This is a genomic window from Bosea sp. 124, from assembly GCF_003046175.1.
Lineage (GTDB): Bacteria > Pseudomonadota > Alphaproteobacteria > Rhizobiales > Beijerinckiaceae > Allobosea.
Genome location: NZ_PZZM01000001.1, coordinates 982,014 through 999,400, shown reverse-complemented (window position 1 = coordinate 999,400; position 17,387 = coordinate 982,014). Strand labels below are relative to the sequence as shown.

The 17,387-nt window shown below is 62.9% G+C and carries 18 protein-coding genes and 1 pseudogene; 11 read left to right on the top strand and 8 right to left on the bottom strand.

The genetic code is table 11. From position 1 onward, the window contains the following. Positions 1-112 precede the first annotated feature (112 nt). Positions 113-1,241: pseudogene (locus tag C8D03_RS04730) on the bottom strand (IS3 family transposase). Positions 1,242-1,499: 258 nt separating this feature from the next. On the opposite strand from C8D03_RS04730, the gene C8D03_RS26020 reads away from it, so the two are divergent. Both C8D03_RS26020 and C8D03_RS26015 read left to right on the top strand, forming a co-directional pair. Further along, positions 1,500-1,733, top strand: a complete 234-nt coding sequence (locus tag C8D03_RS26020; protein WP_146170088.1) for a hypothetical protein — start codon at positions 1,500-1,502, stop codon at positions 1,731-1,733. Positions 1,734-1,775: 42 nt separating this feature from the next. Continuing rightward, the gene (locus C8D03_RS26015) at positions 1,776-1,997 is read left to right on the top strand and encodes a hypothetical protein (protein ID WP_146170087.1); all 222 of its coding nucleotides are present in this window, start codon (positions 1,776-1,778) and stop codon (positions 1,995-1,997) included. 589 nt (positions 1,998-2,586) lie between these two features. Here C8D03_RS26015 and C8D03_RS04720 read toward each other — a convergent pair. The 3 genes from C8D03_RS04720 to C8D03_RS04710 form a co-directional block, all read right to left on the bottom strand. After that, positions 2,587-2,892, bottom strand: coding sequence for a DUF982 domain-containing protein (locus C8D03_RS04720; RefSeq protein WP_108045231.1), 306 nt, complete (start codon positions 2,890-2,892; stop codon positions 2,587-2,589). Positions 2,893-3,373: 481 nt separating this feature from the next. After that, positions 3,374-3,604: a hypothetical protein gene (locus C8D03_RS04715; RefSeq protein ID WP_108045230.1), complete on the bottom strand. Its 231-nt coding sequence runs from the start codon at positions 3,602-3,604 to the stop codon at positions 3,374-3,376. A gap of 120 nt (positions 3,605-3,724) precedes the next feature. Then, complete coding sequence (locus tag C8D03_RS04710; RefSeq protein ID WP_108045229.1) at positions 3,725-4,927, bottom strand: alpha/beta hydrolase family protein; 1,203 nt, start codon at positions 4,925-4,927, stop codon at positions 3,725-3,727. Here C8D03_RS04710 and C8D03_RS26010 point away from each other — a divergent pair. Further along, positions 4,926-5,141, top strand: a complete 216-nt coding sequence (locus C8D03_RS26010; protein WP_146170086.1) for a hypothetical protein — start codon at positions 4,926-4,928, stop codon at positions 5,139-5,141. The genes C8D03_RS04710 and C8D03_RS26010 overlap by 2 nt on opposite strands. A gap of 381 nt (positions 5,142-5,522) precedes the next feature. On the opposite strand, the gene C8D03_RS26375 is transcribed toward C8D03_RS26010, so the two are convergent. After that, a complete protein-coding gene (locus tag C8D03_RS26375) occupies positions 5,523-5,687 on the bottom strand; it encodes a hypothetical protein (protein WP_181300668.1) in 165 nt (54 codons plus the stop codon). A gap of 337 nt (positions 5,688-6,024) precedes the next feature. Then, positions 6,025-6,279 carry a hypothetical protein gene (locus tag C8D03_RS04695; protein WP_108045226.1) on the bottom strand — a complete coding sequence of 85 codons (255 nt, stop codon included), beginning with the start codon at positions 6,277-6,279 and terminating at the stop codon, positions 6,025-6,027. A 100-nt stretch (positions 6,280-6,379) separates the two neighbouring features. On the opposite strand from C8D03_RS04695, the gene C8D03_RS04690 reads away from it, so the two are divergent. The 4 genes from C8D03_RS04690 to treY all read left to right on the top strand — a co-directional run bounded on the left by C8D03_RS04690 (position 6,380) and on the right by treY (position 10,392). Continuing rightward, positions 6,380-6,643: a hypothetical protein gene (locus C8D03_RS04690; RefSeq protein WP_146170085.1), complete on the top strand. Its 264-nt coding sequence runs from the start codon at positions 6,380-6,382 to the stop codon at positions 6,641-6,643. A 91-nt stretch (positions 6,644-6,734) separates the two neighbouring features. Then, complete coding sequence (locus C8D03_RS26005; RefSeq protein ID WP_146170084.1) at positions 6,735-7,238, top strand: hypothetical protein; 504 nt, start codon at positions 6,735-6,737, stop codon at positions 7,236-7,238. Between the two features lie 210 nt (positions 7,239-7,448). Then, positions 7,449-7,775: a hypothetical protein gene (locus C8D03_RS04685; protein ID WP_108045224.1), complete on the top strand. Its 327-nt coding sequence runs from the start codon at positions 7,449-7,451 to the stop codon at positions 7,773-7,775. Between the two features lie 7 nt (positions 7,776-7,782). Then, a complete protein-coding gene (gene treY / locus C8D03_RS04680) occupies positions 7,783-10,392 on the top strand; it encodes a malto-oligosyltrehalose synthase (RefSeq protein ID WP_108045223.1) in 2,610 nt (869 codons plus the stop codon). A 387-nt stretch (positions 10,393-10,779) separates the two neighbouring features. Here the strand turns inward: treY and C8D03_RS04675 are convergent, their stop codons facing one another. Further along, positions 10,780-11,973, bottom strand: a complete 1,194-nt coding sequence (locus tag C8D03_RS04675) for a M14 family metallopeptidase (protein WP_108045222.1) — start codon at positions 11,971-11,973, stop codon at positions 10,780-10,782. A 28-nt stretch (positions 11,974-12,001) separates the two neighbouring features. Beyond that, on the bottom strand, positions 12,002-12,334 hold the full coding sequence (locus C8D03_RS04670) for a hypothetical protein (protein ID WP_146170083.1): 333 nt from the start codon (positions 12,332-12,334) through the stop codon (positions 12,002-12,004). A gap of 301 nt (positions 12,335-12,635) precedes the next feature. Here C8D03_RS04670 and C8D03_RS04665 point away from each other — a divergent pair, with 301 nt between their 5' ends. From C8D03_RS04665 to C8D03_RS04650, 4 genes are all read left to right on the top strand, one after another. Continuing rightward, positions 12,636-13,073, top strand: a complete 438-nt coding sequence (locus C8D03_RS04665) for a hypothetical protein (RefSeq protein WP_146170082.1) — start codon at positions 12,636-12,638, stop codon at positions 13,071-13,073. Between the two features lie 5 nt (positions 13,074-13,078). Then, the gene (locus C8D03_RS04660; RefSeq protein WP_108045219.1) at positions 13,079-14,500 is read left to right on the top strand and encodes an exonuclease domain-containing protein; all 1,422 of its coding nucleotides are present in this window, start codon (positions 13,079-13,081) and stop codon (positions 14,498-14,500) included. A 163-nt stretch (positions 14,501-14,663) separates the two neighbouring features. Continuing rightward, a complete protein-coding gene (locus C8D03_RS04655) occupies positions 14,664-15,560 on the top strand; it encodes a hypothetical protein (protein WP_108045218.1) in 897 nt (298 codons plus the stop codon). Positions 15,561-15,964: 404 nt separating this feature from the next. Continuing rightward, complete coding sequence (locus tag C8D03_RS04650; RefSeq protein WP_108045217.1) at positions 15,965-17,353, top strand: AAA family ATPase; 1,389 nt, start codon at positions 15,965-15,967, stop codon at positions 17,351-17,353. Positions 17,354-17,387 lie beyond the last annotated feature (34 nt).

Sequence of the window (17,387 nt, the reverse complement as noted above, 5' to 3'; positions counted from 1 at the left end):
CAGCCTACATGGCCAACTTCCCGCGCTCCTTTCCGTTCCGCCTATCGACCTACCAAAAAGCTCTTGATTCCGCTCGGGATGAATAGCCCCGGGTTTCGTAGACGCCCTCGGTTCAGATTTTCTGCTGCCGTTCGAACTCGACGGGCGACAGCATCCCGTTTCGGACGTGCTTGCGCTTCGGGTTGTAGAACATCTCGATATATTCGAACACGTCCTGTCGTGCTTCATCACGGGTTCTGTAGGTTTTCCGGCGTATCCGTTCGCGCTTGAGCAGATTGAAGAAGCTCTCCGCGACGGCATTGTCGCGGCAGTTTCCACGCCGGCTCATCGAGTGCTCAAGATTGTGGTGCCTGAGGAACGCAGCCCAGTCCATGCTCGTGAATTGCGAGCCCTGATCGGAGTGAACCAGGACCCTGGCCTGTGGCTTCCTTCGCCAGACCGCCATGAGCAGCGCCTGCAACACGACGTCGGTCGTCTGGCGGCTCTGCAGCGACCAGCCGATGACGCGCCGTGAGAACAGGTCGATCACGACGGTCAGATAGGCAAAGCCCTCCCTGGTCCGATATAGGTGATATCGGTCACCCACGCCTTGTCCGGCGCGGCGACATCGAACTGCCGGGCCAGCGTATTATCGACCACGACAGACGGTTTGCCGCCATGGCTGCCTGGCCGGCGTTTGTAGCCAATCTAGGCCTTGATGCCGGCAAGCCTTGAAAGGCGAGCGACCCGGTTCGGGCAGCTCGTCTCTCCCTGATCCAGAAGATCATCATGCAGCTAGCGATAGCCGTAGACCCTGTCGCTGTCCGTCCAGGCTTTCCGCAGAAGTTCGGTCTGACGCGCATCTTATCGCGCCCGTTGGCTCAAGGGGGCCTTGAGCCAGGCATAGAAGCCGCTGACTTGGATGCGCAGGCAGCGACACATCGCCCGGATCGAGAACAACGGACGATGCTCGGCGACGAACGCTTATCTCACTTTGCATCCCTGGCGAAATACGCGGTGGCTTTTTTTGGGATGTCGCGCTCCTCGGTGACGCGAGCCAGCTCCTTCTTCAACCGCCGGATCTCCCCGGCCTGATCCGCCTCGCCCGAGCCCGAAGGCTTCGCGAACTTCTTCTTCCACGCATAAAGCGAGTGCGGGTTCACGCCAAGGCGCTGCGAGACCTCGGCGACCGGGTAACCCCGCTCGGTGATCTGCGCCACCGCATCGCGCTTGAAATCCTCACTGAAACTGCCAGTCGCCATCGTCGCCTCCTTGCCTCAAAATTAGGGAAGATGGCGTCCACGAAGCTAGGGGCTATTCAAGACCTGCTCTGCCGGTGCTTTCTCCGGCCCCGATTTCTGTCTCATCTGCACTCCTGAATGGCTGCGATGATCCAGAAATCCTCCCTTCCCGAAAACCCCTAAACTGTCTCAAAAGCGCTGACGGCGGACATTATGGGGTCTTGCGAACCGATCCGGTAAAACTATCTGGTTCTCCGTCTGCCGTAGTAGGGGAGGAAGATGATGCCATTTTCGTCGTTGAGAGACCCGTCAGACCTGGCGCGTGCTTATGCGGCGTTGGAAGCTGCCTGGCGCGAAATCAAGAATAGCGTACCCGAGGCGCAACGCGAGAATGCACGCCTCGATCTCGCATATCTGGTCGCCGATTTGGCGCCGCTCGCCCTCGATGAAGACGACCTGCGAGAAAACGTTCTGCATCATTTCAGGCAGCGGACGGCCGTTCACGTCACTTAGGTTCGTGCCCGCAACAGGCCCGAAAGGCGAACGTTTCCCCGCATGTCAGATCAGAAACTCGAAGCCCGAGCCCTTGCAGCTTCCGACTTGCCCGCGATGATGGATGTGGCAGAGGCGGTCCAGCGCGCCCCCGCAAGCGCGGCCGTTTTGGAAGCAGCGTCGGCTGCTCGCCGTTCGATTCGTTCGGCGATGCAAAAAGAAAGCGATACGCGGCGTGACGTTGCCCGCATCCGATTTGAAAAACTCGCCGCCGTGCTGGAGTGACTTTGCGGGAACCAAGCAGTGCTGATGCCGTTGGGATAATGCGCCAATTATCGGGCGCCATGCGGCGTGCCATATCCCTCCCAAAGACCGGCATTGCCGCGTGTTTCGACAGCCGACTAGGATGCTCGCCGCGGATGTAACGGCAGCTCCGGGTCGGATGGTCTGCAGACGAGACCAGCCAACGACCACTAAAAAGGACGATACCGTGGGTCAGCCGCGTCGAGCGAGTGATAGTCAGCCTCGACCAGGGTCGGGCGCCCCGTCGACAAAGCAGCCCGCCGGATCATCGCCGGCTAAAGCGCCTCCCGCTACGTCCGGCGAAAACGCGCCGTCGAGTGCATCGAGTCCAATTGATCCGGGACGCCCGGCCAAGGAATGAGCGGCGCAAGCCGGGGCTGCAGGTTGCGTGAGTGGCTGATCAGACACGCGAGCGCCCAACGCTCGCAACCAGTTGCGCCGTTGCGTTTCGCCCGGTGTTGCTTGATCCTGCCGACAGAGGCCGCCTTGCGCTCGCAGTAGCGACCGTTCGCAGACAGGGCGACGACGGTTACAAGGCTCGGCGCGTTGACGCGTGCGCCGAGCCTTTTCGTTACCGAGCGCCGTGCGATGAGCCGCGCTGGCTCGTCACGAACGCCGCGACATCCGGCGCGAGGATATCGTGCAGCTCTGCCCATGAGGCAAAGAGCCCACGAGCGGTATCAATCTCGACCTCGTCCCGTAGCGCTGCCAGGCAGCCTTTCATAACAATCGCATGCGCCGCATCACGACGCGAGATCGGCCAGTCGGTGAGGAACATATAAGCTTCCATCGCCGACGAGACCGCGGTTGGGACGCCGAAGCGATTCAGGATGACAACGGGACGTTCGTATTGATCGGATGAGTATGCCAAAGCCATATCCTCCTAGAAGCAACATGGGTTCAGGACCGCGACCAAACGCGGCCGACACGTAATTTGGCGCGCGATGTTTCATCGTCAAGATGGTGCCATGTGTCCTGTTCTCGGTACTGGCGGCCCGGCCGGAACGATTTGCCGAGGCGGCCGTTGCGACTCCAAATCCAGTCGGAGTTGCGTGATATCTGATCAGCGAATGCTGCGCTCCAGCCAGCCGGCCGAAACCATCAAGGGCCCGCAGGATCGCCCCCAGGACGCCCGCCAGGGCCTTCTCGACCTTGAACCGGCCGCAACCGACGCGGAGCGGATGATCTTTCGGCTGGCCTATGAAAATGCGCAGCTTGTCTCACGGTTAGCTCGCGCCGGCTTGCCCACGGCCATTGAATATCCGATCGACCGCGTGCGCGACATCGGGCATGGCCGCAACAGCAAGCCCGAACCGATTGCCGAGATGGCGGCGCGGTTCGCCGCGCAGGTCGTGGAGCTATCGTCGATTCAGAACGATCATCCCGACGAGCAGGATGCGGCGAAGGTCAACGCCAGCATCGATATGATCGCGGAAGAAGCCGACGCGATGGTCACGGCCGTGATCGAGGGTGCCGAAGCGCATGGACTTGAGGCATCCGGGCCTTGGCTGAAGATCCCGCTTGTCGAAACACAGGCTTTCAAGATGCCCCCATCGGATCCGGCTGCTGATGAAGCCGATGATGCCCATGACAGGAAGTTGACTTCCTACCGTAGCCGGCGGCCGGTCCGTCGCCCGAGTTGGAGTCGCGCTAATGTCGCGCTAATGTGTGCACGTCTGGTTCTGCGAGTTGGCCCCGCGGACCGCGATTCACTGCGCGTCAAACCAGCTCTTCCATTGCGGCACGGCAGCCGCAAAGGTGCCGCGATGGCTGGTGTCGCCCGTCGGCACGGCCTCAACCTTACCTACATTGCCGAGGGCCTGCTGCCAGGTCATCGGCAGGCGGCCGATCTCGATGCGGATAGCTTCGTCTGTGAGGCCGTAATAGTTGCGGACGGGCGTCGTTACGACCCAGCGATAGGCGTGGTTCTTGGCGAACAGCTTGCCGAAAGCGGATTCGGTGAAGAAGCGCGCGTCGAAATAATCCGGCTTGATCAGCTTTCGCAGATCGGTGGGAATCGCAGCAGCGTCGAATTGTTCGCGCAGATAGGCCTTGCGCGCATTCTCGTAGGTGTCCTCGGTCAGGAGCGCCTTGGCCAGCCCGGGCACGCCGTAATAGTTCTCATAGGAGAATGCGGCGAGGATGAAGATCGTCGGTATCCAGGCAGCGTCGATTTTCCGCGGAAACCCGAGGAAGCCATAGAAGGCGGCGAAGGCGTCGCTCGGCGCACTGGCGGTCACCGCCGCTTTGACTGGAACACCGTCGGCCTCAAGCTTTTCCAGCATTGCCATGGTGACGTAGCCGCCCTGTGACCAACCGGCGAGGAAGAGTTTGGTGTCCTTGAGCTTCAGGTCGGCGAGCACGGCGCGGCCAGCGACGACCATGTCGGCCGTGGCCTGCTGGTGGCTGGCCTTGACGAGATAGCCTTCGGGCTCCTTTGAGGCGCCCATGCCGAAATAATCAGCCCCGATCAGCACATAGCCCTGGCCTGCGAACTGGGCGACCATCAGCTGCGTCTCGGCCGACTGGTCGGGGAAGGAAGGCACCTGCTCCTTCCCGTAAACTGTGCCGTGCTGGTAGGAGACCAGCGGGAAGTCGGTCTCGGCCGTGTCGGGCACGGCGACCAGCCCACTTGTCGCGATCGGCCGGTTGCCGCGTTCAGGAACGACCGAGGAATAGGTCACACGATAGAGCTTCACCGCATTGCGCGCGGGGGTGTAGCTGACGGGAATGCCGAAGAATGCCGGCGTGTCCGTCGATAGAATGCGGTTGAGCTTGTCGGCATCCCAGCGCGCAATCAATTCGTAAGTTACGCCGGACGCGACCGGGACAGGGCCGCTGGGCTGGGCGATCGAGACCGATAAGAGGCCGAGAAAGCTCGCGAGGAAGCCGATGAGACGGAGCAAAAGCATGACAGATCTCGATTGGAGGTCAGCCATTCTCTGCGCGTCAGGTAAACATTCGATGGCGGCACGCGCCATGTGCGACTTTGCCAGCCCACGCTGCGACGGCTGTCACCAGCCGATTGCCTTTCGCGCCTGGACGGATGACGGCAGGCTGCGCCATGCGTCGTTCAAGGGCGTGAGAGACGACTCCGATGTTGGCGAGATCTACGAGATCGAGTGAGCTATTGCCGGGGCTGTTGCTTGGCCTGTTCGATGGCCGCCTGAGCTGACATGCCTTCCAGCTTGGCCAGTGATCCAGGCGGCAGAAGAACCCGCAAATGTTCGCGTTGTCTAGTTGAAGCAGTATGTTGGCAACCTGCCTTCCATCAGGGCTTACCGAAATACTGACAATGTCAAGCGCCAGAACGTCCAGGGGAGCCCGATCCGCATCATCTGATTTCTCAGTCACGCCCTTGCCTCGTTTCCCATGCCTCGACAGCCAGAATAAGCTGAACCAGTTCGCGCTCTTCAGTCGACCCTTCGACGCACCAGCAAGTTCGGCGATGCGCCTTAGAATGGATTGAAGCTGCTCATCGCTGTCAATCGTCATGCGCGGCATGAATCAGTCGTTCCAGGCACTCGCGTCATCATGGGGCGCGTCCCAGATCGTGATCGCGGCAATGATCTCCGCCAGCTCTGTCGATTCGGGAGTTCCCTCCGGATGATCCGCGAGCTGGCGAGCGCGATGAGTTGCTGCCTCGTATTCGTCCACCGTGGTGATAATCATTGTGTCGTCCTCCGGCCGGATCAACCGTCGCGACGCGTCCCGGTTCCTCCGTGTATCGGCTTGCCGTTGCCGTGGCTCATCCCGGTTCGCTCCTCAAGCCGCTCATAGAATTCCTCGATGCTTCGTCGCGATTGAAGGTTCTTGCTGCCGCAGCGAGAGCAGTAATAGCGCAGGCAGACGTCGGGGACAGGCAAATCATCGGTGCTGACCTCGCCGTGCCGAAGGCACTCGTTGCACCAGATTTCGGCCCGTCGATGGCCGTTGGCGCGCTCGCCGCCGACCATTGCCGGTCGGATTTTCGACCCGTCCGCGTTGTAGGCGCGCCGGGGATTCCGTTTCACAGCGCGCGAATCTGCTCTTCGAATTCCTCTGGGATCAGGCCGTGCCGGGCGAGGACATCGAACGCGCTGACCTCGCCGGTCTCGTCGTCCGCGGTAACATGGATGACGGCCAATCCCTCGGCCGTCAGACCCATGCGCTCGCCGTCGCGCAGGGCGTGATGCTTCGTCTTCGCCAGCACGGGCGGTCCCAGCACCAGGCGCTTGCGTTGTGTTCGGAAGGGCTGGATGAAGTAGGTCTCGATGGCGGTCATGGCTTGACTCCCGATCCGGTTTGTTCTTATTTTGTTCTCATATCCGAGAGCCGAGACCATGTCACCAGCCGGGCCGTCGAAGCCGAACGAAAACACGTCGATGCGCGAGTATCCCTATGTCGTGGTCAGGTTTCGCTGCCATGTCTGCGAACGCGGCGGCGATGCACGGCTGGCGGTTCTGGAGCGCAAGTACGGGCCCGGCGCGCTGATCGGTGGCCTGCTTCGCATCTTCGTCTCGGGCTGTCCCTGGGACCCGCTGAGCCCGGCGCGGAAGCCGCAAAAATACGGCATGCGCTGCGGGGCCTATCTCCCCGATCTCAACTCTGGCCGCCCGCCTGATCTGCCGCCGTCCACGACGGCGTGACCTTGATCGATGGCGGCAAGGGCGACATGCTCCCGGCCGAGCCGGCGCCGGTCGAGCGCCGGCGCAGGAAACCTCAGCTTAGGATAGCTCCATGCGGACCAGCCTTTTTATGATCTGCGCGGCTACGCTTCTGGCTTCTGGAGCAGCCTGGTCTCAAACCAGCACATTCGCAGGGCTTGAGGGTCACTCAATCTCGGCCGAATACAAAGAGGAGGTGATGACGGGGCGAGCTGGAGGCTTCCGGTTGGTCTGGCGCGAGCAGGTTTATTTCTCGACCAAGGGGCGGATTTTTCATCGTAGTCATCGGCGGAGTTCACGGCCCGATTTCGAAAGGCAGAGTGAGAGCATCAGTGATACGGAGGGGCAGGGCGACGGCCGTGAAGCGAAATTCCGTTGGGTCAACGACGGGATTGTCCGTGAATTTACAACCCCAAGAGGGATACACATCAGACACTCCATCGCGATCTCACGGTCGGGCGGTGGTTTTGCCTGCCGCGTGACCATCGAAAGAAGCGCCAGCCGGTTCACGCCTTCTGCAGACGAGCTGGGACAAAGTTGTCGTGTCGTGAAGGGAAACATTCTAGCAGGCCGTTGATCCTACCGCCAGAAGGTTGAAGAGGCTCCAGCCTCGGTGTTGGGCGCGATCCGCGCTACGACATCGTCGGCGACAGTAACAGAATCGGCGAAGATTCAGATATTCGTGGCCGGTCCTATGGGAACAAGCCCGCGCACTTCAGCGTCCTCTACCCGACGGCGCGCTGACCACCGTCGCGCGTGGTGGTTAAGAGGGACGGGATACCTGACAATGCCCGACGCAATCGACAACCTTGAAGATCGGATCGCCCTCGCACGTCGCAATATCGCGGATTTGACGGAGCAGGGCGCTGGCGTGTCCGGTGCTGCCTTGGAGAAGCGGGTCGCAGCAAGGCTCGCAGAACAGCAGGAGCGCCTGAACGACCTCCTGCGTCAGCAAGAGGCGCTGAAGCGCAAAGGGCCGGCGCAGAAGAATCTGCATAGGATGAAGAACAGCTCCGACATGCTAAAAATATGGTGTGTTGCTGAGGTGGCGAGTGGAACCGGCGTCTGTCTATCAAGTTTGAGTTTGGCGCGACGAGGCGTCCAAACAAGGTAGACAAATAATGACTGCCACCGTTCAAAACGGCTTGTTTAAATCCGGTCTCAGAGCAACGTATCGTCTTCAATTCCACAAACGATTTCCATTCTCCGCCGGTCGCGATTTGGCCGCTTATCTCGCTAATCTCGGTATTAGTCACGTATATGCTTCGCCGATCCTGACGGCACGGGCCGGTTCGACGCATGGCTACGACGTCGTTGACTACGACAGGATCAACCCTGAGCTCGGCGGCGAAGAGGGCTTCACTGTGATGGCAGCGGCGCTGCGGTCGCAAGGCATTGGCATCATCCTCGACATCGTGCCGAACCACATGGCGGTCGGCGGAGCCGATAACCGGCTCTGGCTCGACCTGTTGAAACATGGGCGTGGCAGCATCTATGCGAGCTGGTTCGACGTCGATTTCGACTGCCCCGATCCCGGCATCGCCGGCAAAGTGCATGCCCCCTTCCTGGGCGAGCCCTATCGCGCCGTGCTGAACTCCGGCGCGCTTTCGCTTGCGATCCAAGATGGCGGGTATGCCGTCGTCTATGGTGAGCACGTCTTTCCGATCCGACCGGAGGACCAGGCGGATATCGCGGCGGTGGGTATCGAGGCTTTCCGCGACATGGCAGCGCTCGACGCGCTGCTCTCGCGGCAGAACTTCGTGCTCGACTGGTGGCGCAATGCAGGAGACCGGATCAATTGGCGGCGCTTCTTCGACATAACCCAACTCGCGGCTGTGCGGATGGAGGAGCCCGAGGCTTTTGCTGCCAAGCATGCGGTGGCGCTGAGGCTCTACCGCGATGGGCTCATAGACGGCTTGCGCATCGACCATGTCGATGGCCTCTCCGATCCGGCCGGCTATTGCCATGAACTTCGCCGGCATCTCGACACGCTCCAACGACAGCGACCGGCCGGTTTTAGGGAGAGCAGGGCCTGGCTCTTCGTGGAGAAGATCCTGGCATCGGGCGAGCACATTCCGCGGGAGTGGGACGTCGATGGCTCGACCGGCTACGACTTCATGGACCAGGTCTCAGCCCTCCAACACCAGAGCGCCGCGTCCGCGGCTCTTTCAGCGCATTGGGCCGTACTGAGCGGGCGGCCGCGTGATTTCCATGGTGAGGAGGAACTGGCACGGCAGGAGATTCTCTCCCACAGCTTCGACGGCCAACGCGAACGGCTGGTCGACGCGCTGGAGCAGGCCGGTGCCGGGCATCGCGACGGCGAGGGACTGACGCGGGCGGCGCTGCGGCGCGCCGCGACCAGCCTGATCGCGAAGCTTCGTGCCTACCGCAGCTACGCAACCGGCCGCGATGACGGAGTGGGGGCGGGCGAGCACGTACAAGCGGCGCTGCGTGCCGCGTTGGCGGCCCCCCTGAGCGACCCGCCGGCGCTGCGCTTCGTCGCCTCGGTCATCGTTGGCGAGGGCGAGGAGGCCCGGCGTCCCGCCCGGATCACGGCGATTCGGCGCTTCAACCAGCTTGCGGCCCCGCTGGCAGCCAAAGCCGTCGAGGATACGGCGTTCTACCGCTATGGCCGGCTGCTCTCGCGCAACGATGTCGGCTTCAATGCCGCTATGCTCGGTATCGAGGCCGATACGTTCCATGAGCTTATGGGCCAGCGCGCCGAGCTGGCACCGCGGGCGATGCTGGCGACGGCGACGCATGACCACAAGCGCGGCGAGGATTTGCGTGCGCGGCTCGCGGTGCTGAGCGAGATGCCGCAGGATTGGATCGCAGCTACGGGGCGCTGGCGAGGGCTCGCGGATGCGATCCGGCCCGAAATCCTTGATCCGGCGGATGAATATATGTTCCAGCAAATGCTCGTCGGCGCCTGGCCGCTCTGCCTCGGCCCCGCCGATGCGGCCGGGCTCGACCATTTCGCCGGCCGCATCGGCGACTGGTGTCGGAAGGCCCTGCGCGAGGCCAAGCTGCGGTCTGGCTGGGCGGCGCCGAACTTGGCCTATGAAGACGCGGTCCTGCGCTTCGTCGCCGATGCGCTCAATCCGGCGAGGAGCGCGGCGCTGTTACACGATGTTGCTCTCTTCGTCGCGCGGATCCAGCGCACCGGGGCGCTCAACGGACTCGTGCAGCTTGCTCTTCGTTGCACTGCGCCTGGCGTGCCCGATATCTATCAAGGCACGGAGTATTGGGATTTCAGCCTGGTCGATCCCGACAACCGCCAGCCGGTTGATTTCGCTACCCGCAAGATTGCGCTGGCGCAGCACCTCTCACTCGATATGTTGGTGGAGAACTGGCGCGACGGTCGGATCAAGCAGGCCTTGCTGAGCAAACTCTTGCGTTTGCGTCAGAGCGAGCCGGCCCTATTCGCGAAGGGCAAATACCAGCCATTACAGGTCACCGGCGAGAGGGCCGGACACGCGATCGGCTTCCTTCGCCAGCTTGGCAAGACCGCCTTGCTAGTTGTTGCGGCGCGCTGCTGTGCCGAGGGAATGGCTCTAAGCGATGGGCTGGTACCGAACGCAGATTGGTGGGGTAATACGCGCGTTATCGTGCCGGCTGGACTAAGACCGGTGGATGCGCTGATCGGTCCCGAGCTTGGCTTGGGAGAGTTCGTTCTGCGGGATGCGCTGTCGTTCGTGCCGGTAGGCGTCTGGATGTTTGATCGGGGTTGAGGCTTTCTTCCATCCAATGCACGCATCGAACTGCCGGGCGTTCACCTCACTCCTTCCCGGTCGAGTTGGCGGTCATCATCTCTCCCGAGCCGCAGCGGTCAAGCCTAAGACCACTCCCGTGTGAAGGGAGTACTCTACCGTGCAGCGGTTTTGTAACCCACTTGCCGTTTCGAACTGGCGATGATCGATGCGAACCTCTGCCGCGCCGAGTTGAGCCCCCCGATCACGCGGCGCAAGGCGAGCTATCTGCAAATCCATCCCGAGACGGCCTCCGGGAAAGTTGGCCCGTCCGCCCGCGGGAATGCAAACGACAACCTGTCGTTGCATCTGAGACGGCCTCTGCTACCGGCAAGAGCGAGCGCAGCATGCAGCGCCATGCCAAGCGCTTCACTCGGGATAAGCCTCAACATCACCCTTTTCCGCTCTACGGAAGAGAATGAACATCAGCGGGTTACCAGGTTCGGACATTGCATCACTGCGCTGGCCGGTTATCTCTCCCGAGACAGTGGTCGCATATTCCGCGACCACTTCGCCAAAACTGTTGCGCTGAACGGCGACTTTCTGTCCGGCTTCTACCTTGTCGTTCAGCTTGACCAGATGCTCTACGAGTCCTCCTTGCGTCGCGAGGATCGGGAGCGCGCTGTTGCCGATGAAAACGCTGACATCCTTGCCTGTGCGTCCCATAGGCCGTGCCAGGATGCCGTGATGCTTGAGAACATTCAGCGTGCCTTCAACGAACAGCGAGATCATCTCGAGGTCTAACACGCGTGCGGCGCCGATCTCCGGCGTAAAGGCGGGGATGCCCACATCCATGAACGCGTTATGCAGAACGCCAGGATAGACGTGATTGTCGAAGATCTGGCCCACCGGATAGAGTTCGAGCATCGCCTTGACCTCCGGCACGTCCATGCCGCCGATATTAAATGCGGTGACGTCAAATCCCGTTGTGCCGGTATGGAAGTCGATCGCGGCGTCGGCATTTGGTCGCAGCAACCGGTTAAACAGTAGGCCAGCGTGTCGACTAGGTGCGCTGAGGCCGTTCTCGTTCCCAGGCCATTCTCGGTTCATATCGATCAGGTCATTGCCTCTGCCCGAGTTGGGCCACCGGCGCTGCATGCCTTCGATAGCTGGCCGGGAGACGTCCGTGACCGCCATCACCGTGCCCGACATCTCTGCCGGATCAAGCTGGTTCATCACACTCTGGACGGTATGGATGGAACTCATCTCGTCGCCATGCACGCCGCTGACCAGAACAACGCGCTTGCCCGGCTTCACTCCTTTGGCGACCGTCACGGACACGTACCAGTGCTGGCCGGTCGGCATCTGTACGCCCTGAAAATAAAACAGATGTTTCCTGCCGGGCTCTAAGTCGTTGACATCGAGAGCGCTGACGACCCTTTTCCCTTGGATCGCCTCGCCAGTGTAGACGGTTCCCAATGTTGATCTGGAAGAGCTTGGTGCTGAATTCTGAGCATTCGCCTTTCCAGCGGCGGTAGCGAGAGCAGAGGTTGCGCCGGCCGTTGCAATCGATCCGATCAAAAAGTGGCGGCGATCAAGGCTCTCTTCCGGGTCATGTGACATGACGCAAATCCTTCTCGTCTAACTCTTATCAGTTTGCGATTTTGCAGAGTTGCTCCGCAAGCTCCGTGTCATTCGAAAGCTGGCCGGCCTGCCATTGTTCGGTCCAGGCGCGAATTGGTCCGTGCTTCGGCCGCCGCGAAAGGGGGCGGAATAGGGCCGGTCTTTGGCTCGGATAGCCCTTCGCGAGTTCGGCGAGGGTCAAGCTGGCAATCTGGATGGCCACTCCGATGGCCTTGGCGTATTTCACTCGACTGGCCTCATCGACCTTGAGGCCAGTCCCAACGAGACCGGCATCGGCCTCGCGCAGGCACCAAGCTTCAAGGTCCAGGATCTTGCCTCCCTCTAGGCTGAGAACAGCCAAGTTCGCAGCGCCCGGCCTAGCGGGCCATATTTTGGCGGCGACAATGTTCGCTGAAGCCGGTGCGAGCCCCCTAATGCTGACAGGCACTGCCCACAACCGGACCTTGGCAAAGTCCACTATGGGCCACCTTTGCCCGTAGGCTCTCTATGGGAAGCATCGTGGAGAACCGTCGACAAGAACCCTAGTCACGCCGAGGCCATGAAGGAGGCAGGAAGGCGGACGCGGAACTTAAAACTAGGCACCCCCGAGGATGAGAGCCCATGGAGCGGGCGCCCGGGTCCGCGCTCCGATGGACGACGAGATGACGACCAAGAATTTTGCCGGCGGGAACGAGGCGCTGCCGGAGGATAGCGAGATGAGGCTTTACGCGAGGGCCTATGCTTCCTCGCAGAGTGCCGATGCCCTCTTCCTCAAATGGGAAACCGCCCATGCGCATGCGATGCTCCTGGACGAGTTGCCCGAGTGCGTCTTCAGCGACCATGGCCTCAACGGCCGACAGCTGGCCGAGGGCGCTCGCATCGCAGCGCGCCGGATGGCGCTGCTGATGGCTGAGGCGCCCACGACGCTGCGCGAGGTTCTGGCCCTCAAGGTGCACATCTACGAGACGATGGGGCAGCTCGAGGGCGAGGTCGCCCGTTCGCATGCCGTGATCATGCTGGAGGCGGCGATGAAGGCGGACGCCGAGCACCTGAACGTCGTGCTCCTGCCGCTCGACCAGCCCTTCGGCCCGAGGCAGTGATAGAGATGGGGTTTTTATTCCTAGATCTCGAAACGAGCGGACTCAGTTCATCGTTCGATGCCCCCCTGCAAGCGGCGTTCGTCCAGACCGACGCTGACCTGCAGATCCAGCGCGAGCTGACGCTCCGCTGCGCACTGCCTGGCCACATCGTGCCGTCCCCGGACGCGCTCCTGGTCACCGGCCTCACACCGGAGATGTTGGAAGATCAGCCTCTGTCCCATCTGGAGATGATGGCGCAGATCGCCCGGATCGTCTCCGATTCCAGGCCCAGCCTGATCCTGGGCTTCAATAACCTGCGGTTCGACGATGAGTGCTTGCGTCAGGCTTGGTATCAGACCCTGCTGCCGCCCTACGCCGGCTCGATGACCGGCCACGGCAGGGGCGATGTGCTTTCCATGCTTCGGGCCGTCACCCTTGTCGAGCCTCAGGCGATCATCATCCCCCATGACGCCACCGGCAAGCCGGTGATGAAGCTCGGCGACGTCTGCCGCGCCAACGGGATCGGGCTGAGCGAAGCCGATGCGCATGATGCGCTCGCCGACGTTCGCGCAACCCGCGAGCTGTTCATGCTCCTGCAAGAGCGCGCGCCGACGACGATGGCGACCATGCTCGGCCATGCGAAAAAATCCGGGCCGATCGCCCTGATGGAGGCGGGCGAGCCGGTGATCCTGGGCGGCACCTCGCGCCTAACACCGGTGCTGCCGATGGTCGCGTCGCCGACGAACCCGGCGGCGCGGGTCTGCGTCGACCTCAGTCAGGATCCGGCGGGATTCATCGATCTTCCGGCACTCGATCTCCTCGCGCGGATCCGGTCCAGCCGGTCACCGGTGCGCCAGGTCAAGACCAACGCCATGCCGATCCTGTTCGCCTGGGGTCAGGCTGCGCATGCGCTGGTCGAGCCGGAGCCGGACGCGGTCTATCGCGATCGGGCCAGGGCGCTGTGGGCGCACCCGACATTCCTTCGTCAGCTCGCCCTCGCGCTCAAGGACCAGTACGCCGATCGCGAGGTATCACCCTGGCCAGAGCAGCAGCTCTATTCGGGTGGCTTCGTCTCGGACGCCGATGTCGTCGCCTGCCGGCGCTGGCACGAGATCGAGTGGAAGTTCCGGGAGCATCACGCCGCTTGGCATATCCGCGACCCGAGGCTGCGCAGCCTGGCCGTCCGCCAGATCTTCCTGAACGCGCCCGAAGCGCTCTCGCCCGAGGCTCGGCGCCGGGGCCTGGACTGGCTGCGGCACCGCCTCGCAACCGAGGACGAGGTCCCATGGCTGACCGTCCCCAAGGCGCTGGCACGCTGCGACGAACTGGCCGCGACGATCGAGCCCGGCTCGCTAGCCGCGCTCGATCAGATCAGGGCCTGGCTCATGCAGCGCCGCGACGCGCTGCCGCAAAGGTTGGAGGAAGTATCCACCATGGCGGCTTCCTGAGAGCTGCGGATGATGACGACAGGAAGGGCGCGGCCGCGAGGTCCGCGCCCTTTTTCTCATGGCAAGGCACGGCAACGCCTGAGCATGACGAGACGAGGAAATGGCGAGGCGAAGGGGACCACACCCCCGGGATCTCAGGCCGACATTCCAGGACGATCACATCATGACCAAATCCCATCGCGGGCGGGCGCCAGCAACCCTGCGCGACCTCAGGATCGACAGGACCCTGCGTCCCGTCGTCGACGAACTTGCCGCTGTGACGCTCAGCGCGCCGACGCTGCGCGACTACGCCGCGTTCTTCTCCCATCCGCCGGCCATCGTCGCGATGACCACGCGCGCATTCCAGCACGCCCAGGAGCACGAGCGCTTCATCGCACTGACCGATGGCAGCGATCCCGACATCTTCTTCCGGAATGTCGGCCAGCTCCACGCGGTGGTCCGGCTCAACTCGGTCGCCAGCATCGCGGTCGCCCTGATCCCCGCCCGGAGTGGCGCAGACCGCCATGCCAGGCGTGAGCAGGGCCACGCCATGCTGCGCCGGCTCGAGGAGCCGGAAACCAACGATCTTCGTGAGGTGATCGAGATCGCCTTCGGGCTCGGCGACATCGACGCCGAAGAAGTCACGTGGGACATTCTCTCCTACATCACCCGTCTGCTGGGGACGGGCGCCGAGAGCCCGGCCACCATTCACCGGCTGGAGGAGCACGGTACCCTGCTGGCCTATCTCGAGGCCCAGCCGGATATCGACGCGCTGGTTCGCGAGGCGCAGCATCATGGCGCCATGGCCGATCGCTTCAGGACCAGCCTGCGCCGTCGTGACCTGTCCCCGGAGGACAGGGGGCGGACGGATGCGGCGGTGGAGGGGGCGACCCTGCAGCAGCGCATCGCGCTTGCGAGGCTGGCCCTCGCCTCGCACCTGCCCGATCGCGATGCCGCCCTCGATCACGTCTACGCGGTGATTAACGAGGCGCCGCGACAGGTGGCGGCAACCCTCATCCTGGCGATCTCCGTTGGCGATCGGCTGCGCGACATGGCTGCGGCCCACCCGCCTCGCGTCTAGCGAGATGGCTGGCCATCGCTAATAAGGCGGCCTCGAAGACACCAACCGTCTCCCTGGCCTCTCCCTGCGACGTCCCACCACAAAACCCGTGGGAAGGCCGGGGCTTGCCCGGGGAAGGCGAAGAAGGACGGGCTCCCTAGCCTCTCCCTGCGCCGTCTGGTCCAGAGGCCGGTGGGAAGACCGGGGCTTGCCCGGGGAAGCCAAACAAGGCCGGTCTCCCTGGCCTGTCCCTGCGGCGTCTGGTCCAGAGGCCCGTGGGAAGACCAGGGCTTGCCCGTGGAAGCGCGCTGGCGTCGCTGTGTCCCATTCAAGCCCCCTGGATCCTGCCTTCTGCGTATGGAGCCAGGCTGGTCACACCCAGACTGCCCGAACGGTGTTCGAAATCGAAATCGGCTCTCCGAACAATGTTCTACGGTCAGCGAACAATGTTCGGCAGGAGTGCGCTCGAAAAACGAACATCGTTCGAAACCCGACAGGCGGCGCCGCAATGCGTCGCCTGTTTTCCGTTCGAGGCGCGGGCGTGGAGGGCCGGACCGGCCACCCCGCAGCAGGACGTTCCCGCCGCGGCACCTCGGACGCGACCAGACATGACCAGCCATCGCCGCAAGGGCTCACCGGAACACCATGTTTATGAACCGGCTGACGTGGAGGACCGCGTGCTGGCCGCGGAAGAGCCGCCCGTTGCGATCGAGCCGCCCGCTGAAACCGCCATGCTCGAGCCCGCTATCGACATCGGCCCGAGCATCCCCGTCTTCGACCACGCGGCTGTCATCCGCCAGATCGAGCTGATGATTGGCCGCCCTTGGTATGGCGACCGCGAAGAGTATCTCGGCTCGTCGCTGCCGAGCTTCTCTGAGTCCGACCAGCTCCGCTTCGACCGCTTGGTCGCACTCTCCAACGATTCCCAGGAGGGTCGCCGGCCCCTGTTGTTTGGCACCGACGGGATGGCCAGCGCCCTGACGCAGGCGCGCCGCACCTGCCCCGGCTTCGAGACGGTCATCGACCTGATCATCCGCGCCACGATCCTGTCCCGGCGCACAGGCACGCCGATCTTCGTGCCGCCGATCCTGCTGCTCGGGCCTCCCGGTACCGGCAAGACCCATGCGAGCCAGCAGATCGCCCGCGCGCTCGGGACCGAGATCCAAGCGATCAATTGCGCCACGAACAGTGACGCCCAAGCATTGGTGGTCGGCCATCCGACGACCTGGAGGGGCGCACGGATGGGACAGTTGACAGAAGCGATCGCAATGGGCGCGACAGCGCAGCCTGTCATCCTGCTCGACGAGATCGACAAGCTGCAGACGCACTGGTCCGAGAAGCCCTACCACACCCTCTTGACCATCCTCGAACGCGAGAACAGCCGCGCGCTTCTCGACGAGTTCCTCCGGGTCCCATTCGATCTGTCCGGCGTCGTCTTCATCGCCACGGCCAATGACGCGGTCGCGCTCCCGGACTTCATCATCGACCGGCTGACGGTCTTCACCATCGCCCGCCCCCGCGACGAGCAGCTTCTGGCCATCGCGGGCCTGATCGCAGCCGGCATCGTCGCCGAGCTGCGCGGCAGCGTCGCCCTGCCCGCTGACGACGTCCTGACCCGGGCCGCACGGCACAATCCGCGCCGCATCGGCAAGCTGCTGCGTCTGGCCTTCGGCTTTGCCGCCGCTGATGGGCGCGAGGATCTCACGGTCGCCGACATCGTAGCAGCAGAACGGTTGGTCACCGGTCCGGAGCAGACCCGGCCGATTGGCTTCCTCGCCGGCCCGCGTGGCCGCGGTCCAGAGCAGCTCCCCTGATGAAAGAGGACCCGAGCGACCTCCGGTCGATCGG